This is a genomic window from Endozoicomonas sp. ALC013 (genome assembly GCF_049310205.1).
Lineage (GTDB): Bacteria > Pseudomonadota > Gammaproteobacteria > Pseudomonadales > Endozoicomonadaceae > Endozoicomonas.
Genome location: NZ_JBLYNS010000091.1, coordinates 1 through 20979, shown reverse-complemented (window position 1 = coordinate 20979; position 20979 = coordinate 1). Strand labels below are relative to the sequence as shown.

22 protein-coding genes and 2 pseudogenes are annotated in these 20979 nt (G+C 48.6%); 6 read left to right on the top strand and 18 right to left on the bottom strand.

Annotation, left to right across the window (positions count from 1 at the left end; translation table 11 throughout):
• Positions 1-120: 120 nt before the first annotated feature.
• On the top strand, positions 121-1002 hold the full coding sequence (locus tag ACO6V1_RS15790) for a hypothetical protein (protein WP_422463512.1): 882 nt from the start codon (positions 121-123) through the stop codon (positions 1000-1002).
• Here ACO6V1_RS15790 and ACO6V1_RS15785 read toward each other — a convergent pair whose 3' ends face one another.
• Positions 1003-1323, bottom strand: a complete 321-nt coding sequence (locus tag ACO6V1_RS15785) for an HPr family phosphocarrier protein (RefSeq protein ID WP_422463510.1) — start codon at positions 1321-1323, stop codon at positions 1003-1005.
• 206 nt (positions 1324-1529) lie between these two features.
• On the opposite strand from ACO6V1_RS15785, the gene ACO6V1_RS15780 reads away from it, so the two are divergent.
• Entirely contained in the window at positions 1530-1772 is a 243-nt protein-coding gene (locus ACO6V1_RS15780) for a hypothetical protein (RefSeq protein ID WP_422467557.1), read from the top strand.
• 136 nt (positions 1773-1908) lie between these two features.
• Here ACO6V1_RS15780 and ACO6V1_RS15775 read toward each other — a convergent pair whose 3' ends face one another.
• The 13 genes from ACO6V1_RS15775 to gspC form a co-directional block, all read right to left on the bottom strand.
• Complete coding sequence (locus tag ACO6V1_RS15775; RefSeq protein ID WP_422467555.1) at positions 1909-3099, bottom strand: protein kinase domain-containing protein; 1191 nt, start codon at positions 3097-3099, stop codon at positions 1909-1911.
• Between the two features lie 248 nt (positions 3100-3347).
• A complete protein-coding gene (locus ACO6V1_RS15770) occupies positions 3348-4133 on the bottom strand; it encodes a type II secretion system protein N (protein ID WP_422467553.1) in 786 nt (261 codons plus the stop codon).
• A 22-nt stretch (positions 4134-4155) separates the two neighbouring features.
• Positions 4156-4692: a type II secretion system protein GspM gene (gene gspM, locus ACO6V1_RS15765; RefSeq protein WP_422463504.1), complete on the bottom strand. Its 537-nt coding sequence runs from the start codon at positions 4690-4692 to the stop codon at positions 4156-4158.
• A complete protein-coding gene (gspL, locus tag ACO6V1_RS15760) occupies positions 4692-5951 on the bottom strand; it encodes a type II secretion system protein GspL (RefSeq protein ID WP_422463502.1) in 1260 nt (419 codons plus the stop codon). The genes gspM and gspL overlap by 1 nt, the downstream gene beginning before the upstream one ends.
• Positions 5951-7045 carry a type II secretion system minor pseudopilin GspK gene (gene gspK, locus ACO6V1_RS15755; RefSeq protein ID WP_422443756.1) on the bottom strand — a complete coding sequence of 365 codons (1095 nt, stop codon included), beginning with the start codon at positions 7043-7045 and terminating at the stop codon, positions 5951-5953. The genes gspL and gspK overlap by 1 nt, the downstream gene beginning before the upstream one ends.
• Complete coding sequence (gene gspJ / locus ACO6V1_RS15750) at positions 7042-7671, bottom strand: type II secretion system minor pseudopilin GspJ (RefSeq protein ID WP_422443754.1); 630 nt, start codon at positions 7669-7671, stop codon at positions 7042-7044. The genes gspK and gspJ overlap by 4 nt, the downstream gene beginning before the upstream one ends.
• Complete coding sequence (gene gspI / locus ACO6V1_RS15745; RefSeq protein WP_422444724.1) at positions 7668-8051, bottom strand: type II secretion system minor pseudopilin GspI; 384 nt, start codon at positions 8049-8051, stop codon at positions 7668-7670. Before gspI ends, gspJ begins: the two co-directional genes overlap by 4 nt.
• Positions 8051-8647: a type II secretion system minor pseudopilin GspH gene (gene gspH, locus ACO6V1_RS15740; RefSeq protein WP_422443752.1), complete on the bottom strand. Its 597-nt coding sequence runs from the start codon at positions 8645-8647 to the stop codon at positions 8051-8053. The genes gspI and gspH overlap by 1 nt, the downstream gene beginning before the upstream one ends.
• 9 nt (positions 8648-8656) lie before the next feature.
• Entirely contained in the window at positions 8657-9094 is a 438-nt protein-coding gene (gene gspG, locus ACO6V1_RS15735; RefSeq protein WP_163372384.1) for a type II secretion system major pseudopilin GspG, read from the bottom strand.
• Between the two features lie 113 nt (positions 9095-9207).
• Entirely contained in the window at positions 9208-10461 is a 1254-nt protein-coding gene (gene gspF, locus ACO6V1_RS15730; RefSeq protein ID WP_422443750.1) for a type II secretion system inner membrane protein GspF, read from the bottom strand.
• A gap of 6 nt (positions 10462-10467) precedes the next feature.
• A complete protein-coding gene (gspE, locus tag ACO6V1_RS15725) occupies positions 10468-11973 on the bottom strand; it encodes a type II secretion system ATPase GspE (RefSeq protein ID WP_422467559.1) in 1506 nt (501 codons plus the stop codon).
• A 122-nt stretch (positions 11974-12095) separates the two neighbouring features.
• On the bottom strand, positions 12096-14324 hold the full coding sequence (gene gspD / locus ACO6V1_RS15720; protein ID WP_422463498.1) for a type II secretion system secretin GspD: 2229 nt from the start codon (positions 14322-14324) through the stop codon (positions 12096-12098).
• Between the two features lie 26 nt (positions 14325-14350).
• Complete coding sequence (gene gspC / locus ACO6V1_RS15715) at positions 14351-15244, bottom strand: type II secretion system protein GspC (protein ID WP_422463496.1); 894 nt, start codon at positions 15242-15244, stop codon at positions 14351-14353.
• Positions 15245-15557: 313 nt separating this feature from the next.
• On the opposite strand from gspC, the gene ACO6V1_RS15710 reads away from it, so the two are divergent.
• Entirely contained in the window at positions 15558-16931 is a 1374-nt protein-coding gene (locus ACO6V1_RS15710; RefSeq protein ID WP_422467551.1) for a hypothetical protein, read from the top strand.
• A 54-nt stretch (positions 16932-16985) separates the two neighbouring features.
• On the opposite strand, the pseudogene ACO6V1_RS15705 reads toward ACO6V1_RS15710, so the two are convergent.
• From ACO6V1_RS15705 to ACO6V1_RS15695, 3 genes and pseudogenes are all read right to left on the bottom strand, one after another.
• Positions 16986-17198, bottom strand: a pseudogene (locus ACO6V1_RS15705) (autotransporter outer membrane beta-barrel domain-containing protein); the annotation flags it as partial.
• Positions 17199-17354: 156 nt separating this feature from the next.
• Positions 17355-18197 carry an IS66 family transposase gene (gene tnpC, locus ACO6V1_RS15700; RefSeq protein ID WP_422444720.1) on the bottom strand — a complete coding sequence of 281 codons (843 nt, stop codon included), beginning with the start codon at positions 18195-18197 and terminating at the stop codon, positions 17355-17357.
• Positions 18198-18326: 129 nt separating this feature from the next.
• Entirely contained in the window at positions 18327-18767 is a 441-nt protein-coding gene (locus ACO6V1_RS15695) for a DUF6444 domain-containing protein (protein WP_422443742.1), read from the bottom strand.
• A 272-nt stretch (positions 18768-19039) separates the two neighbouring features.
• On the opposite strand from ACO6V1_RS15695, the gene ACO6V1_RS15690 reads away from it, so the two are divergent.
• From ACO6V1_RS15690 to ACO6V1_RS15680, 3 genes are read left to right on the top strand one after another with little or no spacing between them, the layout of a single operon-like run.
• A complete protein-coding gene (locus ACO6V1_RS15690; protein ID WP_422467549.1) occupies positions 19040-19390 on the top strand; it encodes a hypothetical protein in 351 nt (116 codons plus the stop codon).
• Positions 19390-20472 (top strand): hypothetical protein, encoded by a 1083-nt coding sequence (locus tag ACO6V1_RS15685; RefSeq protein ID WP_422467547.1) that lies wholly within the window; start codon positions 19390-19392, stop codon positions 20470-20472. Before ACO6V1_RS15690 ends, ACO6V1_RS15685 begins: the two co-directional genes overlap by 1 nt.
• Positions 20473-20481: 9 nt before the next feature.
• On the top strand, positions 20482-20691 hold the full coding sequence (locus tag ACO6V1_RS15680; RefSeq protein ID WP_422443736.1) for a hypothetical protein: 210 nt from the start codon (positions 20482-20484) through the stop codon (positions 20689-20691).
• A gap of 95 nt (positions 20692-20786) precedes the next feature.
• On the opposite strand, the pseudogene ACO6V1_RS15675 reads toward ACO6V1_RS15680, so the two are convergent.
• Positions 20787-20979: pseudogene (locus ACO6V1_RS15675) on the bottom strand (hypothetical protein); the annotation flags it as partial.

Sequence of the window (20979 nt, the reverse complement as noted above, 5' to 3'; positions counted from 1 at the left end):
CTTTATTAAGCCTTTTGTTTATCTGTTGTTTAAAAAATTAAAATAGGCAGATAATCCACAGGCTAAATGCTGGATATAACATATACTGATCAGATCTCAATGCTCAATAGGTTGTAGTTTATGATCTGGAAGACTCTGTTTCCCATATTCATAATGAGCTGTGTACTGTTGGATGTTAATTGTTTGGCTGCTGCGCCAAACGATGAAAATAAATCAGATGATTGCTTTTTAAAAAACAGGATCTTTAACGTTGTTGTTGGTGAAGAGTACAGTGCACCCATTCGGTTCGGAACATTGGAAGCTAACAGTATTAAGAGAGACTCTGTACATTTCGGAATGAAGGGCAACGATTTGCACTATGCCTTCACTCTTACCCTTAATCTGACAGATCCTGAACACTCAAAAAGGCTGTACTATGAGGTAAAAAACCTGATTCCCGCCGTCAGGAAAACGCTGCCTGAACCCAGGTTCACCAGAAATAGTGTTGATATCATTGGGGCCTGTGACCAAGAGCATTTTGTGATTGTAATGCCCCAGGCGGGCAATGAATTTTCTTTTCTCAGGAAAGCGCAGGATATGAGTATGCCTCATGGTTCTGGGCTTATGGTGGAAGGGCATCTTGTTTCATCGCACGTTCCCGACGATTCTTCTGGATCTCCAGATAAAAAATTAAGAGTAAGCTTCAGCTCTTTTGCTGACAAGCTGATGGAAAAAAAGCTGAGTCACCTGGAAGAGCAGCCTGAGGTTCCTGCAGTTATTGTTGAGCTCGAGGAGGGTGAGTTGGCTCAGGAATTATTGGATATGAAAAGTGATGAATATTATCACTCCGCAAAAATGTATGAAGAGACCTATGCAAAAGTCACCAGGAAAGATCATCAAGGGTTAAAGGGTATTGACAGGCAAATTGACGATTTGGAAAAGGCGCATATCGCCCTTTACAAACAGATTGAAGATATATTGAGGGATTTTCAAAACCAGATAGAGCAGATCAGGTTAAGATGATCAACCGGGCGCTTCATGGCATGGTGGCATGGATAGATAGCGACAATCGCTGGTCTTTCCTTCGCCAATCAGGCTTTCGATAATGACTTTCAGTTGTTCCATTGCCGCTGCTTCATCGCTCCCTTCAATGGTCAAAGTGATCATGTCGTTTTTGGTGATACCGGCAGACATGAGCTTCATCAGGCTTTTGGCATCGGCCTTATGTCCCTTGTTATCAACGGTGACCGTACTGACAAACCCTTGGCACGCTTTGACAAATACAGCGCCAGGGCGAGTGTGCAGGCCGTTTTCATTAGTTACTATGATTTGCGCAGTTTGCATGGTTTCCGGCAAAAATATCAGCTTGAGTGAGTTTGACCCAATGGAGCTATCGAGAGGGTTGGCTGCTTAATCCTCCCACAAAAGAGTTTCCATGTTAATGATCCCTGTCATTTTTGATGAATATGCTGGTGGTAAAAACTGAGTGTTGTGTGGCAAGCTCAAAACCATCTGCTACGCTATTTATTCCAATAACAACAGGTGGACATATGGCTCATAACAGACATAGTGATGATCCTATGGAACGCATGGAAATCAGTATCAGGAATACACAAGACGGCATTCAAAGACTGTTCCTGCACAGCGCTAAACATGAACAAGCTATTGAATCGCTTCAGCAAGATGTCAGCTCACTTCAGCAAGATGTTGGGAGGTTGCACCATGAAACCCGTGAACGCTTTGACAAGATAGAAGACACTCTTGCCATCATTGTGAACCACCTGCAGAAGTAACAGACACATAGCGATGGCTTCCACAGGACTCTGCCTGTGATGAATGCTCCCGACATGGAGGTCTCTACCATCGTCGTTAACTGAGAGTAGTGTCCTTGAAGGAATTGCCCCGTAATAAGTGCAGCATTAACAGTTCCTAAGCTCCAAATGCTGCCAGATCAACTTCCTCCAGGAACGGGCTTTTCAGTGCTTCTGCCACAGTCATCCGTTGACTTGGGTTTTGATGCAAAAGAGCTTTCGCCAGTTGGATCGCTTCCTTGTTAACGCCCATACGTTCCATTTCGGCAATGGCCTTATCCCGTCCATCGAGTTTGTATTCGATCGTCTCCACAGCGTCTGACAGGTCTGATCGATAGAAGTAACGCTTCCCGGTAAACATCTCTGTCAGCAATACACCCAAAGACCAGGCATCTTCAGCCTTTAAGTTGGCATTTTGGAAAATCAGATCATCGGGTGACCTGTAGCCAGGGGGGCAAAGAGCGATATGCAGCACAAAGTCTGTCGGGTTGTAAACCTTGGGGGTTAAATCAATCTCCGGGTCGCCCGCAGTTCTGGCTAAGCCAAAATCGATCAGCTTCAGGCGAGCTTCGCCATCAATCACAAAATTTTGCGGCTTTATATCCCGATGGACATAACCTTTTTCGTGTAATGAAGCAACCGCTAAAGTAGCTTGTTTGAATAAGTGGGCAAGCAGTTTTTCATCCTTGTGGGAGATGGCATTAACTGTTGCAGGATCGTTCCCGGGCTGGGTGCCTGTGTTGTGCAATGCTTCGATTAAGGAACCCATACTTGTGCCATGAAGTGGCGTATGGATCACGCCGTCAATTAATTCATGGGGTATTACATAATCACCGGCGCATCTCAAGGCCACTTCACACTCTTTTTCGGGGGAATTGATTTCTTCGAGCAGTGGGTCCACCTTATCTTGTGCCTCAACCATTTGCTCAATAGTGATAATGTTATTGAAACAGCGTTGGGATAATGCATCAACTATGTTGCTACGCATAACTTCAGTGACTGTTCTCCCATCTGCATGGGGCTTTTTGGCCACCATGAAACGGTGTCCATGGCGGCATAGTTTCGCACGGCCAAAGGTACCCTCACCCAGATCTTCCATAGGCTGGCCATGTCGATTCGTTAACGAAACAGGACGTTCAGACACCCGGCGGAAATCTTTGTACCGCATATAAGCATACACTCGCCGGAGCTTTTTCTTGCAAGCCAGAGCCAGTTCTTTCAAGTTTCGTCCCTGCCAACTGCCTTGTTTCTCTGGAGTGGGCTCTTTGATACGGTGGGGATGATCTATCATGGATTTTGTTATTTTCATGGTGCTATTCCCTGTGAGTGTTAGATTTCCCTATTACCTGAAAATTCCTTACAAGTAGTTAACCATTTTTTTTCATATAGATGCCTGACAGGCTGGTCAGCCAGGGTAACAGCTTGATTTTCGTGGAAAAGAAGAAGTGCAAAGAGTCAGACAATGACCGAAGCCTGAATAAAGCTCCGGTTTTTTACAGGGCTCCTAGACCCCGGTATTACGCCATTGCATCACCGGGGAATTGACTGGTATCGAGCTTATTTGATCGAGCTTTTGAAACTAAAGGCGTAGGCACCATTGCTGTCCGGCTGCCCCAGAAAAGCCAGCCCTTGTTTCATCGGAGCAGGTAGCGACGCATCGGGCGTCATTTTTCCGGTAAAGGTATAACGGCCACTGGTGCTCAGCTGAAAATCGCCATAGCTGTTTATGATGGATGATGTCTGTGTCACCCTGGCGATCAGGCTTCGGTTCTGACAGTTTAATTGTGCAGTTGAATTCCCCAGATCAAACTGGCCGAAGGGTGAGGTTAATCCACTGTTTGTGAGTGCTGCATTACCATTAATATTCAAACACCCTTTGTCGTTTAAAATAAGCTCATCCAGTTCCAGCAGGACGTTACCTTGTACTTCAACGGGAATATTGCCGACTGTCGTGTCTTGTAAAGATGCGAGTAGCCACGGCGCGGTGGTATCCAGTTCGACATTATTCAGTGTCAGCGTCTGTCGGTTAATCACCACCGTTCCCTGGCCTTCAACAGGGGATGCTGCATTGCCCAGCTCCACCGAAACCTGAACCTCACCTTTCAGGAGCGAGGCGGGTTCAATCTGCCAGCGGATGGCTGGTAGCGCCAGCGGTTTTCGTGACACCGTCAGCGTGACGCTTTCGGCGGCTCCAGACCATAGAGTGCCGGTAATTCCAGACATGTTGACGGGTAATTGCCGGGTTGGCAGGTATTGCCAAACGGTTGCCGCCGACATATTGGCTATCAGAAAACCGCTGTAGCTGACCAGACCAAGCGTCGAAAGCAGTATAACCTTACCCATTTTTCCCTGTGTCATATTCTGATCAACCACGTTCAAGCTGCAGGCGACGTACTTCAACAAAACCACTGGTATCCGTGGCTTCCAGTTGTATGTTGGCCACCTTGATCCGGTGCTGTTGTTCCAATGTTGTCAGCCAGCCTATCAGTTTATCGAAGCGGGCATTGGCCAGATCAATATCCAGCGTGTCGTCCTGGCCATTGGCTCGCTGAACCCGCTGGATTACCAGCTGATATCTGCCCGCCAGCTGGTGGATGGTCTGGTCCATGGGCGTATTGCTGACAGGGCGGGCAGCGGCACCTGAAGCTCTCAAACTGAGGACCTGCTCCGCCTGCTGTTGTATCTGCGTCAGCTGTGCGCGGCTGGCAGCCACTTTCTTCTCTGCCAGTGCCTGCTGATTAGCAAGCGGTGTCATCAGGCCCTGCCAGATCAGCCAGATAAACAATGTGACCAGTGCCGTGGCGGTGAGCCACTGCTCCCGCCGGGAAAGCTGCCGCCAGCGGGCAATCATGCTTTGCCAGAAAGGGCTGGCGCTGTTTATGGTATTGGTAAGGAAGCTCATCAGGACACACCTCCTGAAATAACCAGCATGCCAGTCACTGTATCTCCGGTACGTTCAAGGGCTTCTATGGCAATGGTCAGCCCTTCGCCCCGGTTAAGATCTTGTTCAAACTGTTCCCGGAAACGGGTGAACACCTCGAAGTCACTGGCTTGTGCCTGAATACGCAGACTTTGTCGTGCACCTTCTCTGGTGTTGACAGTGAAAGCCATGGAACTGGCTTGCAGCTCGGGGAATGCATTCAGCACCGGGGTAATTTGGGCCAGCATGGCCAGCATACTCTGTGAGGTTTCTTCTGGTTGCTGTAACGCGGCCAACTTCTGCCGCATCTGGGATTGCAGCCTGACAACCCGTTCACCCGGAAACAGCTGCCGGTAAATATTGTTGGCCTGCTGTTGATAAGATGCCGCAGTCTGTTCCAGTTGATGGGTTTCCAGCACCGAGTGAGTGGTTACCAGAATCAGCAGCAGGCAGGCCATCAGGGCGGTGGACCACCAGGGCAGCAGTCGTTGGTGCCAGGGTGAGGCAGGCTGCCATTGCCCCTGCAGCAGGTTGAGTGGTGAATTACCGGCCTGAGGGGTCAGCAGTGTTAATGGTGCCGAGGCATGTTGCTCTGTTTCCAAAAACGTCAGTTCAGGATGCTCCTTTTTCAGGCCATCCATAAACAGCGTTAACCACTGTGACTCACAGACGGCTGTCTGCCACTGGCCATATCGGGCAATGGTCAAATCATCAATCTGCAATAAACGGCACTGGTTTTCTTCGATGGGGAGCATCAGGGCATCGGGTACCCAGCGTTTGGTTATCACTCGGGCATTGGTCAGCCAGCCTTGCCACTGTGCCATATCGGCCTGTTTGATGACGGCCAGATGAGCCTGACTGTCCCCATGCTGGAGAACGGCAACGTGCAGGTCTTCAACATCATCACCCAGCTCTTCTTCCAGACGCCAGGGAAGGGACTGGCGAACAGCGGGGGTCAGTCGTCCCTGAATAGTCAGAGTATGCAGTGTCACCCGGGCTGATGGCACCAGAATGGTAACGGCCATCGTAGCAATTGGCTGACCGGACAATGTCCCGCTGCTGACGGTTGTGTCGGCATATTGTGCAATAAAATCCGATACTGTTGGCCAGAAACCATGGGCAATAGCGTGTTCTTCATGGTTGTCCTGCAGCGTTTCAGTGGCGATATCCGCCGGGCAAAGCTGCCAATAAACCGGTTGTTCGTGATGCTCCGGTAACCTCAATAGCAGGTGAGGATTCATTAAACTCCTCCAAATTTACGGCGAATGACCGTTAATTGGTTGTCTTTGGAGCGAGCCAGGAGAGTGTTCAGTCTGACTTCGCTTGCGCCGTAATTGGCTATTGCATGCATTTCAAAATAGTAGCTGACGATGGTCAGACGTTTGCCTGCGTCAGTACTGCTGAAGTTGGCCAGCAATGGCTGGCTGGTGAAATCGGCCACCGCATCCCATCCTTCCCGTGGCCGGGTTTCCAGAATATTGCGTGCCTGATCAACGGGCAGCTGATCAATATAGAGCGCGGCCAGTATTTCCGGTTGGTCAACAGGAATGGTATTCACATTGATGGCCAGCTCGGTACTGGGCAGGGCACAGAGGTAAGGCATAACTTTTTGGGCGACGGACGTTGATACTCCCGCCACGGCACGCCATTCACTGATATCGCGCATCAGGGTTTTGCTGCTTAAATAAGGGAGTGGCCGGGCGAGGTAATCCAGGTCACTTTCGCCTTCCCGAAGAGCTTCACTGCTGACCCAGTTTCGGGTTGCCCGGGTAATGCTGTCTGACTCCCACTGTGGTATTTCCAGGTATTGCAGCAGGGCAGAAAATACCTGACTTTCAGGTGACTGCTGTAATGTGTCGTTCGCTTCTGTAAGCGGCTTGGCCAGGGCATTGATATTAAAACAGGATTGTGAGTCTTTCAGTTGACCGGCAATCTGGCCGCCTTCAACCGGTAATACTACATTGTTGGTGGCCCAGTACTGCCCGAGATGGGTGATGTCCGGATCATCTTCAAAGTTCTGTTTCAGTGTTTTGATCGCCAGGCTTTCCCCGGAAAAGGCATACCAGCGCGCCTGCTCCCGTTGCTGCATGGATTGGGTTCTGGTCAACTGGGTGCGGAAGGAGAGCGTTAACTCATTGGCCAGTAAAACCAGCAGTGTCAGCATCAGCAATACGCTCAGCAGGGCAATGCCTTGCTGGCGATCAGGGTAATGGGCTTTGCTACTGCCTTTGTGTCTGGAACAGCAATTACCACGGAGGCACAGAGACACGGAGACAAGAAAACCTTTCTCTGTATCTCTGTGTCTCTGTGGTGAATCATTATTTAAACCGGTCATAATGCAGGCTGCCAGGATGCTGGCAGTATATAGCGTCGCTCTATACGTCCAAAGTCGCTCATATCAAACTCAATTTTCAGTCCTTCCGGTAAAGAGCCTTCAGCCAATAACAGAGAGTCCCGCCACTGACCATTGATGTAAAAACTGAATTTCAATGAGTTGATATCGGTTAATAAGATCTGGGTAACCGGCTCGACATTGATGGATGCAGGATCGAGGACATGATGATACTGGCGCTCCAGACGGTTATCACGGAGCCGATAAAAGACCCGCTGCAATTCCGGCCTGGGTAACCGGTAGTCCGGGTTGTGCCAGCCATGGCGCACCAGTGCCAGTGCTTCATCGTCACTGTCCAGCATCTGGGAGTCGCTGAACAGGCTTTGCGCCGTGACCCGGTTATCTACCCGGGTTCCCCGGTCGGCAATTTGTTGCAGGTCCTGGTCTATCAGCAACAGCGTGTATTGCAGTTGTCGCAGGCGCTCATTTTTAGTCAGCACAACATCATGGGCGGTCATCACGCCCTGAAAAATCTGCCAGGCACTCAGGCTGATAATGCTGAAAATAGCGATGGCCGCCAGCATTTCCAACAGGGTAAAGCCCTTTAGCTGTCGTTTGATCTGCATCATCCCTGTTTGACCATATAGCTTCTCAGTGTCGCCAGTACCGGACTTTGTTCGCCCTGTTCACCGCGTACTTCAACATCAATCGCCCGGAAATCGTTATCAGCGGTTTTGATACTGCGAAAACGGACAAACCACTGCTGTCCAGCCAGTTCATGCTCTGCCCGTTGCCAGCTGAGTGTTGGCCACTGCTGTGTCAGATGAATGTCTGTCATCTGATTATCCGCCACCAGTCTTGCCAGGGTGCGTTGTTCCAGTATCGGCGTGTTGCGCACACTTTCGCCGCTCATGGACAGTACCGACATCCCGGCAATGGCCAGCAGTGCAAGGGCCAGCAGTACTTCCAGTAAAGTAAAACCCTGTGCCGCAGAGACTCTGGAAGGCATCACCGTTGAACTCCTTCCATCAGGGCGATTTCGCCATGTTCTTCGATATTGATAGACAGGGCGTGCCTGGGGTCATCCGCAGAAAAGAGCTTTAACTCTGCCGGTGAAATCTCTCCGGAGGCCCAGAAGAACAGATCTGGTTCAGCCTTAGGTTCGGAGTCTGATAAAGACGCTTTATCGTCAGTGTCAAAGGTAAAACCTTTATCCTGTTCCAGTGTTTCTCGCCAAACCGACTCACCAGGCAAAATGGCCAACCGCAGGGCCTTATTCAATGCGACCGGTGAGAGGGTCCGGTCCTCGCTGACTGGCTGCCATTTCCCCTGCTTATAAACCAGAAATTGATAGCCTTCGGTCGTCTGTTGCAGCCCCATATCCATACCATGGAGCAGTGCTTTTTCCTGCGAGGTGTGAGCCAGCATGATCAGACGTCGGGCCTCTTTCTGCATAAGTGCACCACTGTCGTCAGGTATCAATGATGGAAGAATGGCGGATATGGCTAACCCCAGGAGTACCATCACCAGCATGATTTCCAGCAGTGTGAAACCGTGCTGGTTTACTCGCTGTCCTGTTTCGGAGTGTGTAACGTCGTTAGCCATTGGGCGTGGTTAGCTATCCAGGTTCCAGTTACCGGTATCATCATCGGTGCCTGGCTGACCATCCGGGCCAGCGGAGAAAATATCCACAGGACCGTGTTCCCCCGGACTCAGCATCAGATAATCGTTACCCCACGGGTCTTTTGGCAGACGACGAATGTAGCCATTGTCACGGTACGATCTGGGCTCCGGGCTGCCAGACGGTTTGCTGACCAGCGCTGCCAGTCCCTGCTGGGTGGAGGGGTAGTTGTTATTTTCCAGCTTGTACATATCCAGTGCATTTTCCAGGGCAACGATATCACTCACCGCTTTTTGCAGATCGGCCTTATCTTTATTGCCGATAATGTTGGGGGCAACCATACTGGCCAGTACGCCAAGAATGACAATCACCACCATGATTTCCAGCAGGGTAAAACCTGACTGCTTTTGTCTTTTATTAAGAGGGTTCATTGGTTTTTCCTAATGGTCTGATACTGGTTTTTACCACAAAGTTTATTCTGAAGTCTGGCTCCAGAATGTAAGTACGATATGCATTCCCACCGGACCCTGAAGGTACACAAACATCAACCGCCTACCAGTGAGTTCAGGTCCAGCATTGGCGTCAAAATGGCCATAACGATAAACAGTACGACACCGGCCATGGAAACAATCAGCAATGGGCCGAAAATGCCCAGTGCGATATTTACCTGGGATTCAAATTGCTGATCCTGATTATCTGCCGCCCTGGCCAGCATGCCGGTCAGTTCACCGGACTTTTCACCGCTGGCAATGATGTAAAGCATCATGGGGGAGAACAGTTCGGTCTGCTCCAGTGACTGCCAGAGGGAAGACCCCTCCCTGACCCGCTCAGCGGCCTTGAGCAGTGACGTCTGCATGTGTTGATTCACCAGCACCTTTGCTGCAATCCCCATTCCTTCCAGTAATGGCACGGTACTGCTGGTCAGTATGCTCAGGGTTCTGGCAAAACGGGCACCATCGACTCCGCTGAGAACACTGCCAATCAGTGGCAATTTTAGTAGCCAGCGGTCGTGTACCAGTCGGCAGGTTCGGCTTCGCTGCAGGATCTGTTGGCGTATTACCAGGGTGACAAGTAGCGCCATGGCAATGCCCGGTCCATAGGCACGAACAAAGTCACTGATGCTGATCAGAGTGAGCGTCATGGTGGGCAGCTGTTGCCCCATATGGGCAAACTGTTCAACCACCGTGGGGACCACGGTCACCAACAATGCCGCCACAACACCAATGGCCACCAGTGTCAGGATGGCCGGGTAGATCATGGCCTGAATCAGTTGCCCTTTGATTTTCTGGCGGTGCTCGGTAAAGTCGGCCAGCCTTTCCAACACGCCATCCAGGTGGCCTGATTTCTCCCCAGCCGCCACCATGGAACGGTAAAGCCGGTCAAAGGTTTTCGGGTAGCAGGCCAGGCTGTCCGCCAGCGATTGCCCTTCAAGAATTTTTGAACGAACCGTGGTGACGATGGATTTCAGGTGCGGTTTGCGCAGCTGTCTTACCAGTGCCTGCAGACACTCTTCCAGGGGGATGCCCGCAGCAACCAGCGTCGCCAGTTGCCGTGTCAGCAGTGCGACTTCCGCATCGGTTGCCTGTCTTTGCAACAAGGAGCGAAACAGGCTGCTCGATGATGAACGTTTATTTTGGGTCGTATCCGACGTTTCCTGGCCGGTGGCTGCACTGACGGCGATGGCATTGAGTCCGGAAACCCGCAGCTTTTGCCGCACCTGACGAGGTGAGTCGGCTTCTATGACGCCTTTACTTTTTTTCCCTTTGGCATCCAGGGCTTCGTAAGCAAATACGCTCATAGGCTGTTATTCCCTGGTGACACGCATCACCTCTTCCAGAGTGGTGATGCCGCTGAGAATTTTTCTGAAACCATCCGTTTGAATACTATTCGACGAATGACGTATTTCCTGTTCAATGACTTGTTCACCGGTACCATCATGAATCAGCTGGCGAACCCGGTCATTGACCAGAAACAGTTCATGGATGCCGGTTCGGCCACGGTAACCCGTGTTATGACACGCCTCACAACCGGTGGATTGCCACAGCAAATGGTTTGCCGAAAGCCCCATCAGGCTGATTTCAAGGTCGGTGGCAGGGCGTTGTTGTCGGCAGTCCGGGCAGAGTGTTCTGACCAGACGCTGGGCCAGTACTCCCAGCAGGCTTGAGGCCAGCAGGAAAGGCTCAACCCCCATATCCCTGAGGCGGGTGATGGCACCGACGGCGGTATTGGTGTGCAGTGTGGAGAGTACCAGGTGTCCGGTTAACGACGCCTGTACGGCAATTTCGGCGGTTTCCAGGTCACGGATCTCACCGATCATGACCACATCCGGGTCCTGTCGTAGAATTGCCCGCAGCCCCCGGGCAAAGGTCATATCCACCTTTGGATTAACCTGGGTCTGGCCAATCCCCTCCAGTTCGTACTCCACGGGGTCTTCAACCGTGAGAATGTTGCGCTCACTGTTGTTAATAACACTCAGCCCTGCATAGAGCGTGGTACTCTTGCCGGAACCGGTAGGGCCGGTAACCAGAAGGATGCCATGGGGTTTGTGCAACTGCTCCCGAAACTGTTGGCAAAGTGTGCCTTCCATGCCAAGACTGGCCAGGTCCAGCCGGACACTGTTGCGATCCAGCAGACGCATAACGATCCGTTCACCGTGGCGAGAAGGCAGGGTTGAGACACGAACATCGACGGCACGGCCACCAAGGCGAAGGGATATACGACCATCCTGGGGAATACGCTTCTCCGCAATGTCCAGTCTGGCCATGACTTTTACCCGGGACACCAGCACGGCTGCCAGCTTGCGCTGGGGACGGAGAATCTCCCGTAAAACACCATCAACACGAAAACGAACGGTCAGGTTTCGCTCAAAGGTTTCAATATGGATGTCAGAGGCACCTTCCTTGATGGCCTCGCTGAGCATGGCATTGATCAGGCGGATAATCGGTGCACCGTCGTCGGCTTCCAGCAGGTCTTCATCTTCTGGCAGTTCTTCTGCCAGGGCCTGAAGACCTTCATCATTGCCGATGTCGTTCATGAGTTGTCGTGCAACGGAGGAGTCCTGTTGATAATGGTTGGCCAGTTTCTGCTCAAACTCATCATCGTCCAGGGCTGTCAGGGTCAGTGATACGCCTGCGAAACGTCTGACCTCCTGCAGTGCTGCAGTAGACGGCAGCCCTTTGTACCAGACCTGAGCATTGCCCTGGTCATTGTATGTGAGCAGCAAGTTAAAGCGACGGGCGAAAGAGAACGGCAAGTTGCGTTTTCTTTCCGGGCTGACAGAGTCTGGCCCGGGGGTTACCGAATCCCTCATCCGTTTCTCAATGGTCAGGGCCAGCGCTTCACTCAGGGCTTGCTCTTCCCATTGTGATGTTCCATGGCTTAAAGCTGTATCAGGGCTCAGGGCTGTATCAGGGTTCAGGGCTGCTTCGGTCATTACCTTTCCCCGCCGGTACGACGAACTGGTTTTATGGATGCCTGAGTTGAGGCTTTTTCCAGCTCGACAGCCTTTTCAGCTTCGGCAGACTCTTCATCCATCTGACGTCTGAGTTCATCAAGGAAATCCCGGGCCGTTGGCTGTTCCGGGAGCACCGGGGTGTCGAAACCGGGCATCAATGAAATACCCCGGCCCTGCCTGTCCAGCTGGTAAGCACGGATAAGGTCGTACTTCTGGCCACTGATGGCGTTCATGGTCAGATCATCCCGAATAATGGTCGGACGAAGGAAGACCATCAGGTTCTTCTTCACCTTTTTGCTGGAGGTCGAACGGAACAGATGACCAAGGACGGGTATATCACCCAGCAGCGGTACTTTTGAAACACTTTCCTGGACGTTTTCATCCAGCAGTCCGCCTATAACAACGGTATCCCCGGTTTTCACCATCACCGATGTTTTTACCTTGCGGGTGGCAAAGGTCACATCAACGGGAGTGCGGCCATTAACGCTGGAAACCTCCTGCTCAATGGTCAGTTTAACGGCATCTCCGGCATTGATCTGTGGCGTGACGGTCAGTTTGACACCCACTTCTTTACGCTCAATGGTCTGGTAAGGGTTATCGTTACCGGAGCTGGGCGTGGAGCCAGTGAGTGTGGGCACTTCATCACCGACAATAAAGGAGGCTTCTTCATTATCCAGAGTCAGCAGGCTTGGTGTCGCCAGCACATTGGACTGGCTGGATGTGGTGACGGCCTGAAGCAGTGCGGTCCAGTCACCGGAGGTGATACTGAAGGCTGCGCCGGAGACCTTTGCCAGTGCTGCGGCAAGGGCGGTGTAATCCCCATCTTTATCCGGGTTTGTGGTAGTGATTAATTGGCCTGTATTGGGATCAGTCGTAACTACGGTTGATCCTTTCTCACCTTCAGCCTCTTTCATCCCCATCAGAATTTCCCCGATAGGAACGCTTGAACCATCCTGGAACTGCATCAGACTGGTGCCATCTGCGTTGGCCAGCTGGAATGACAGGTTAATGCCATCCCCATCCGCCACTTCAACAATAATGGCTTCCACCATCACCTGGGCACGGCGGATATCCAGCTGCTCAATCACAGATTCCATGGCCTGCATCACATCAGGGCGTGCGGTGACCACCAGCGCGTTGGTCTGCTCATGGACTTCAATGCTGTAATCACCGGACGCGCTTTTACTGCGGTTACCAGAGGCAATCAGCATTTTACCAACGCCGTCCAGTACCTTTTTCAGGTCTTCTGCTTTGGCATAGTGGAGATAGAAGACACGGATATTACCAGTGGACTTACGCTCGGCATCCATCTGCTGCAACAGGCTTTTCATGCGTTGCAGGGTCTGGGTATCGGCAGAGAGAATGATCTGGTTGCTGGCCTCGTTGCTGACAATGACGGGGGGCATACCGTTGGCTTTCTGACCCTGTCCGGCGTAGATCGACATAAGAATCCGTTCCATCTCACTGGCGGAGGCATGGAACAGCTGGACAATCTGAATATTGCGCATGCCTGCCTGATCAACACGACGAACCACCTCGGCAACACGCTCAAGGTTATTGGCCCGGCCACTGAGAATCAGAATATTCGACGGATCGTAATGTACGACACTGCCTGAATTATCAACCAGTTGTCGGAGAATAGGTGACAACTCACGGACAGGCACATGGTTTACCGGCAGAACCCAGGTGACCATCTCATCACCACCATGGGCGACCTGTTCGCCCAGCTTTTTACCGGCCACCACTGGTATGGACGAGGTGCGGGCATTTTTGTCCGGTATGATTTTGACCAGGCCATTTGCATCTTCAACCGCCGCGAACCCATGAACGGACAGTACCGACAGAAACATCTGATAGTACTGTTGCCGGTTCAGTTGCTCATAAGCCCGGATAGTCACCTCACCCCGAACGCCGGGATCAATAATGATGGTGCGGTTCAGGTTGGCACTGACCGTGCGGATAAACTCTTTAATATCCGCCTTGTCAAAACTGGCGGAATACAGGGAATGGGCGGATGCATAACTGCCCGTTCCCAGAGAGTTATAGTTCGGTGCAGAAGAACTGCTGGCCAGTAAAGCGGGTGATAAAGGCAATGCCAGCGCAAACGGTATGGCTGTTAATAGCGCCTGCGGCCAACGCAGGGATAAAAAACGCGTCCTGGATATCAGTGCACGGATTTCCCCTGCGCACACCGACGATGAAAACATAGCGGCACCTTTGTATATCTTAATAATCAGGAAGACAGGTCAATCTCAAAACGCTGGCCATCCCTCTCAATGGTTAATGAGAGCTGAGTCATTGAAGACAGTTGTCCAATGACTTTCATGGCTTCACTGGTGTTTGTCAGGTCATAACCGTTGATAGCCACAGCCATATCGTTGGCTTTAAGGCCAAGCTGAGAAAAATAGTCCGGATATTTGGCCGGATTGACCCGGTATCCCTGCAATTTCCCGTCTCTGCGCACGGGTGAAATGGTCACGATCTCTGTCCAGGAGTCCGGTTTATCCTGAAGCTTTCGGCGAATATCGGCAACAGCACGGCTTTTGGGACGGTTTGCTGAGGTTGTTTGAATAGCGGGGCCTTTTCTGGCTTCATCCGGGTACATCAGCAGTGATTCGTACCGCTCACCATTACGAATGATGACCCGGTCAGCATAAATCCTGTCCACTTTTGCCCGTGTCCCTTTCAGCGTGTCGCCGGGCCGATAGGTGGCATCAGAAGACCCGGAACGAATAATGACCAGAGATTCATCCGGGTTACTGCTGGCAACCAGGCCGGTGATGCGCACCGCCAGGCGTGACACGGGGACATCTTCCGGAACAGGAGTTTGCTGTGGGGCGGGTGGTTTACCAAACAGCTGCAGGTTTTCCAGCGCAGAAAGCGGATTGTTGTTGGCCGTAGTTCGGGCTGTCGGGATCTGTGCCTTGATACTTTGGACTGTTGAGTGCCCGGTCGGGTTATCTGGCAGAAGCTGCCATGTGATCATAGCCAGCTGTCTGGCAAGCAGGATAATCAGAATAACCTGACAGAGTGTTCTGAGGTGATTGAGCCTGAAAAATCCGGAGGACGTCAGTTGGCGTGCAATAACGCTTCCATGGATAATTATTGTGTTATTCAGTGACGTCACAGCTTGCTCTCGTTTACATCAACTCAGTCCGAGTCGTTTACCAGGTTGTGCTGGTCTTTGGTTTGTTTAATGGTTTGACAATATAACAAAAAAGATTGTCAGCGTCTTTTAGGTATAAAATCTAAGTTTTCTGTTTAATTCTCAGCCGTTGATTTTTTTTAGTTCCTGCAACTGGATTTGGATATTTTATAACCTGAACGATTAGCTTTGTCAGCAGTGAAAAAAATTGAACTTATGCACGAACACCCAGTCAATAAAAGTTGTAACTCTGTATGTCAATCAAATAACGTGAATGGCAGGAGCGCCGACAACGATGAATCCTTTAGCACCTGATACTCTTGTGTTGGCTCAGACAACATCCCGGAAACATGCACAAACGCCAGGACAGGCGACAAACAATGGGAAACTGGAGTTTTACTATGATGCATCCTGGCTTGGCTTTGAAGAAGAGAAGTGCCTGGAGGAGTTGCAGGCAAAAGTTGCTACTACTCAATTACATGCCGCAATTATCAACTATGAATTATTTCAGAATGTTCTTTTGAACAAATACGACCTGTCAGATTGTGCTGTTGATGACAGGTCAAAAAAATTCATCATTAACCTGATGATCGCCGATTTGATCAATGTCCGTATGGCAAATGGGCGAACAGGCATAAAAGCGTCCTACGACCGCATTCAAAGTGTGGGAGATTGTATCAAAAGCCTGGAAAAGCTGATTACAGAGGGTTGGGACGACGAGTCAGCAAAAAACCTGGCCAGTAATCTCGCATTTGAACGTCGGGATCTGGCGATTACCATGCCAGAAGGATATGATCACCACCGGGGGATGACGATCAAGGTGGGCACTAAACAACTCTCGTCGTTCAGATGCAGGGCGCGCGGCGCCTACATTCGTGAAAACTCAGCATTATTTGCCCACGATGGAGCAGCAGAGAAAATAATCAATGCCCTGACGAAGTTTGGCCAGCAAATAGCTAATGCATACGCTCCGGGATTGTTTCCACTGCAACCACAAAAATTCAACCTCGCTAATCAGAAGACCATTATTGAGATTGAGGCTAACAGAATGCTGCCCGGTGATGAGTACGCACTGTGTGCAGAGCGAGACAGACTGCAACAAAGTATGTTCCGGGCCCTGAAGCAAATGACCTCCCCAGACTCCGGGCTGGTCAACATGATATTGATGTCCCCATGGGCTGCCGGTTTTCTGGCTGAGCCTCAAAAAGAGATTCTCAGAAAAAGCTTGACCAAAGAGGATAAAAACCTGCCAATCCCCTGTTATCAGGCATGTCTTTTGTACTACTTGATCAAAAGAGACTCCCATTTCCGGCGGGGGATGATTCAAGCAGGGATTAACCCCAAGGCATTAGATTCAACAGCAAAGGGATGCATGAATATCCATAATCTGGCAAAAGCCCGGCAGGGTATTGATGGTGCCACAGGACAGTTGCCCACAGAAATAGAGATCAGCAGTGATGCGTTATATGAGGCTCACATGCAAAGCCTGAGTGATGTGAACTGGCTGGCCGCTTTTGTATACTCCTCGGAAGCTGAAGATATACGACACTTTCTCCAGAATAAGTTTATTTTTTTACCCTGGAGCGATTTCCTCTGCATACTCAACCTGCCAGATTACCTTGAAGCGCTTGGCATTAAGCCGGAATATGCTAATCCACTCGAGCGTTGAAGTATAAAAGTACTCAATGGAGCTACGACCCAAAGCTCCATTTACTATCAATGATTAAAAGTCGTATCTCAATTTGGCACTGATAGTGTCAGCATCAAAACCAGACTTCCAGGTATGATCGTAATTGACAGATGCGGTCAGATTATTGCTAATCATATAATTAGCGCCCAGGCCGATTTGCCAGGTGGTTTTCTCAGGTGCGGCACCAGTGCTGGTGATAATAGTATCGCCCGTCAGAAAGCGGCTCCGTGTCTGTACCTGATCACCGGCAAAATCGTGTCATATATTGAGGGATAAGGCCGTATCAAGTGAGCTTTGGTTAAACTCAAAAGTTTTCATGGCAGGTAACTATTCAGCACCCAGCAAAGGCATATTGCTGTAATTCTGAACAGCTCTAAGTAGTGACTGGTATATATCCATACCCTATTTTCTAGCTGACGACAGATAGCTCCGAATCCGTGCAAAAAAAGCACCTCCGTCCGCACTCCTGAAGCAGCCTGAGATTTTCCGCTTTAACTTGGCCATGCGAATATCCCGTTCACTGCCATTGTTGTCGAAGGGGATTGTAAAATCTGACATGAACCGCAGTGTTTCAGTTTTGAACTCAATGAGTCGTTTGAAGAGGTTGTAGGCTTTGGTATTTTTGACTTTCTTACGGCCGAGCTCTTGCCGCTGTTTCTCCATATAGGCGACTTCTTTCGTTAATGCCCGCTGAAGTAAGCGGTCATAAATCTTCTCAATACGTTCATGGATAACACCCGGCATTTGTAGCATACCTATGGTCTTAAAGCCCTTGCAATAATGCCAGGAAAGCCTGAGCAATTTCATCAGACGTAACGTCAGTTGATTGCCGTCCCGGTCAACAATGCCCAAAAGCTCCCTCAGGTAATGGGCATTGCAAAGAACGTGAACTGCCGCATATGAAAAGTAGGATTTCCAATGATCATGAACCAGAACGCCGACAAACGTAAGTAGTATGCCCATCGCATCCATGGCCTCACGACCCCGCTTTTCAGCCTGGTAGTAAAGTGTCCATTGGTCATCCCGCATAACGTGTAACCAATAAAGAGAGCCTTCGGCCCGCATGCCAGTTTCATCGACTCCGGCAACTGCCGTTTCCTGCAAGGCGTCACGAATGGCATCCTCAGTAGAGGCCAGGTTTTCATGGGTCCTGGCCACAAAATTGGCTACCGTTCCAGCGCTGACACTCATCTTTATAGAGCGTATTAAAATACTCTGACACACGCTTATCCGGTACGAAATCATATTGATTAAGATAGACGGCCACAGCCTGAGTAGCTGGGCCATATTGCACGGCTGCAGTTACACCTTCCGGGAATTTAGCCTGATTTTTGCAACCACATGTGCAGATTTTGACCTCAGCTTTATAGGCAGTTACTTCAAATTCACCAAGCTTTCCTGGCTCAAACACCGTCGCTCAATATATTTGACCGACTCCTTATCAAGGAGAGAAACCTGACATTTATGGCATTCTTTAACCTGAAGGAACTCAATATAATTAGGGTTATCGACCTGCTTGAGGCAAGTTCCCTGATGCCCTTTCTGTCCACCGGATTTATTGTCGGAAGACTGTCTCAGACTTTTTGGATTGGGTTTGTCATTATTTGATGCATCAGCACCTTCATCGGTATCGGCGGGATTATCTCTGGAATCACTGCTTTTACAAGGTTTTTGATAACCATCAGACGATGGTGGCTTACTGCTGTTTTGACTGTTCTTGCTAACCCTTTCTTCCAATTCTCTACATCGTTCTTCCAGACAGGGAACTCTTATGCACAACTGTGCATTCTCTTTCAAGAGCGTCTCAGTCGACATAGTTGTAGGCAGCTCTGGAACCATGTTGGCGAATGTTGGTAAATAAAAGTGCTTAAGAGAATGGTATAAAAATCAGAAAATGCCAGATTTATGTGAGGGGTGCTGAACAGTTACATTTTTTGTATGGGGGGGTCGGCTGGTACGTATAGCGAATCTAGAGTATGTTATGCGAAACATGATTCATGTAAACGACTGTTAGCTGCCAATGGTGCAACCTCAGCATTATTGGTAAAATTGAAAACTTCTTGCTTCATTACCTCTGAGTAGTATTAATGAACAAAATTTTGAACAAAAAAATTCAGAATTATTCTGTTTTTTTGAAAGAAAAAAGTCGCCCTCCAAGTAAGGGTGGAAATACGAAAGCACTACACGCACATTACGTAACTATTGATGATTGCACGTATAGCTTTCTAGCACTTGGATCACAACAATGGATTTATAAATCTGATATTGTCAGTTTCGAGTTTGAAGAAAGTGGTAAATACAAGAATATTGTAAAAGAAACAATAATTACCATTGATAAAAACGGGAAAGAAATTGTAAGAGGAAATCGAGGTTTTAAACATCAACTAAGAACAGCTGATGCTCGGCTTCCAGGAAGTAGAAGAGAGATCAATAGCTAATGGTTAAATGGATTAAAGTTATACCAATAGTTGCAACAATGTTAATAACTGGTTGTGCAATTAGATCGTCCGAGAACTATTCCGCAGTATTGAATAGTTGGTTGGGTAAAGATATAAATACATATTCCAGAATATGGGGTTACCCTGCTCAGATAATGAATCTTCCAAATGGAAATAAGCTATATATTTATTCGAAAAAAAGTAGTGTTCATATTCCTGAAACTTCTAGTAGTAAAACTGAATATAATGTTGTAGGCAGCACACTTTATAGTAATAAAAAAACAACAATATTTGGTGGGTATGACTTAAAAAGTTCATGCACTACAAAGCTTGAAGTTTCTGAAAGTCAAAAAATTGTAAATTGGACTTGGGATGGTAATAGTTGTGAGTATTCAGACGAAATTACAAAGCAATTAACCTATAATTCAGAGCTTGATTATTTATCTAAGGATTATTATACAAAGTTTGATCAAAATACATATTGTGGTATAGGGGCGGCAATAAGTTATGGTGTAATGCTTGATCGGCAGTTTGGTAAGTCTAAAGAAGAAGTATTAAAGAGATTCAACGATATAAATAGAGACTTTGTTGATACTGTTATTCATGTTGCTTTTTCTGAAAAAATCAGACTAACAGAAAAAGGACGTTTGTATTCTGCTGCAACATTTTCCGATGGATATTTTAATGGGTGTAGTGAAGATCCAAGCTTAAAAGGAAAGAATCCTATTCTTATTAAAAAGGCTGATAATGTAGAGGAAGTTAATTTGCTTAAAAGCGTTAATAACCTTAGTGCTGATAAGAGTTACTTGAATAGAAAGTATTATAAAAAATATGATAAAACAACTTCATGTGGCTCGTTGGCGAGAACTTCATACATGATAATGATGTTAAGGCAAGTTGGTAAATCTAAGGAAAGTATTTCAAATGATTTTAATAAGCAAAATACAGAGTCTGGAAGAGAATTAATAAATATGATATACGACATCCCAACACAAGATACAATGGATCAGAAGATGAAAATGGCTGCTGATTTCGGAGATGGGATTTTAGAAGGTTGTCAACAAAATCAATATCTAAAGTGATTTTTAATCATGAGCGATTATGAGATAGATAAACTGACAGCGATGCCCAAAGAGTCTGATACTGCTTCCACTCATGTTTCTCTTGCTGTGGACAGGTATGAGTGGCGTGAGAATAAGACGCAATATGTAAAAATAGATGGTGTAAAACTAAAAGAATTTTATAATGAGTATTTAATACTAATCAAAAAACTGAATCAGATAAGAAATATCTTGAAGTGAGTTAATACTGTAAAATTAACGGGCAGGGCTTACGCATGAAGAGAATGGTTCTCATTAATTCATTCACTCGAGCATAAAATGCACAATATTTACTATCAACATCCATGATTAACAGAAGTGAAGATGAACTGTTCAAGTAGTTCAGTCAGGTAGGAGTCATCCCAGGCACAATCATTGCGCCTGCGTCGAATACTGCCCTTTCCCACACGATCCATCTTAAAAATATTGAGTGCCAGACGACGCAGAGTCGATAAGTTTTCAGCTCCATTTTCATGCTTGGTTTGACAC

Bases quoted from the DNA above. Each gene is read 5' to 3' on its own strand.
- ACO6V1_RS15790 (WP_422463512.1), top strand. From the start codon at position 121: ATGATCTGGAAGACTCTGTTTCCCATATTCATAATGAGCTGTGTACTG.
- ACO6V1_RS15785 (WP_422463510.1), bottom strand. From the start codon at position 1,323: ATGCAAACTGCGCAAATCATAGTAACTAATGAAAACGGCCTGCACACT.
- ACO6V1_RS15780 (WP_422467557.1), top strand. From the start codon at position 1,530: ATGGCTCATAACAGACATAGTGATGATCCTATGGAACGCATGGAAATC.
- ACO6V1_RS15775 (WP_422467555.1), bottom strand. From the start codon at position 3,099: ATGAAAATAACAAAATCCATGATAGATCATCCCCACCGTATCAAAGAG.
- ACO6V1_RS15770 (WP_422467553.1), bottom strand. From the start codon at position 4,133: ATGGGTAAGGTTATACTGCTTTCGACGCTTGGTCTGGTCAGCTACAGC.
- gspM (WP_422463504.1), bottom strand. From the start codon at position 4,692: ATGAGCTTCCTTACCAATACCATAAACAGCGCCAGCCCTTTCTGGCAA.
- gspL (WP_422463502.1), bottom strand. From the start codon at position 5,951: ATGAATCCTCACCTGCTATTGAGGTTACCGGAGCATCACGAACAACCG.
- gspK (WP_422443756.1), bottom strand. From the start codon at position 7,045: ATGACCGGTTTAAATAATGATTCACCACAGAGACACAGAGATACAGAG.
- gspJ (WP_422443754.1), bottom strand. From the start codon at position 7,671: ATGATGCAGATCAAACGACAGCTAAAGGGCTTTACCCTGTTGGAAATG.
- gspI (WP_422444724.1), bottom strand. From the start codon at position 8,051: ATGCCTTCCAGAGTCTCTGCGGCACAGGGTTTTACTTTACTGGAAGTA.
- gspH (WP_422443752.1), bottom strand. From the start codon at position 8,647: ATGGCTAACGACGTTACACACTCCGAAACAGGACAGCGAGTAAACCAG.
- gspG (WP_163372384.1), bottom strand. From the start codon at position 9,094: ATGAACCCTCTTAATAAAAGACAAAAGCAGTCAGGTTTTACCCTGCTG.
- gspF (WP_422443750.1), bottom strand. From the start codon at position 10,461: ATGAGCGTATTTGCTTACGAAGCCCTGGATGCCAAAGGGAAAAAAAGT.
- gspE (WP_422467559.1), bottom strand. From the start codon at position 11,973: ATGAGGGATTCGGTAACCCCCGGGCCAGACTCTGTCAGCCCGGAAAGA.
- gspD (WP_422463498.1), bottom strand. From the start codon at position 14,324: ATGTTTTCATCGTCGGTGTGCGCAGGGGAAATCCGTGCACTGATATCC.
- ACO6V1_RS15710 (WP_422467551.1), top strand. From the start codon at position 15,558: ATGAATCCTTTAGCACCTGATACTCTTGTGTTGGCTCAGACAACATCC.
- tnpC (WP_422444720.1), bottom strand. From the start codon at position 18,197: ATGATTTCGTACCGGATAAGCGTGTGTCAGAGTATTTTAATACGCTCT.
- ACO6V1_RS15695 (WP_422443742.1), bottom strand. From the start codon at position 18,767: ATGTCGACTGAGACGCTCTTGAAAGAGAATGCACAGTTGTGCATAAGA.
- ACO6V1_RS15690 (WP_422467549.1), top strand. From the start codon at position 19,040: ATGAACAAAATTTTGAACAAAAAAATTCAGAATTATTCTGTTTTTTTG.
- ACO6V1_RS15685 (WP_422467547.1), top strand. From the start codon at position 19,390: ATGGTTAAATGGATTAAAGTTATACCAATAGTTGCAACAATGTTAATA.
- ACO6V1_RS15680 (WP_422443736.1), top strand. From the start codon at position 20,482: ATGAGCGATTATGAGATAGATAAACTGACAGCGATGCCCAAAGAGTCT.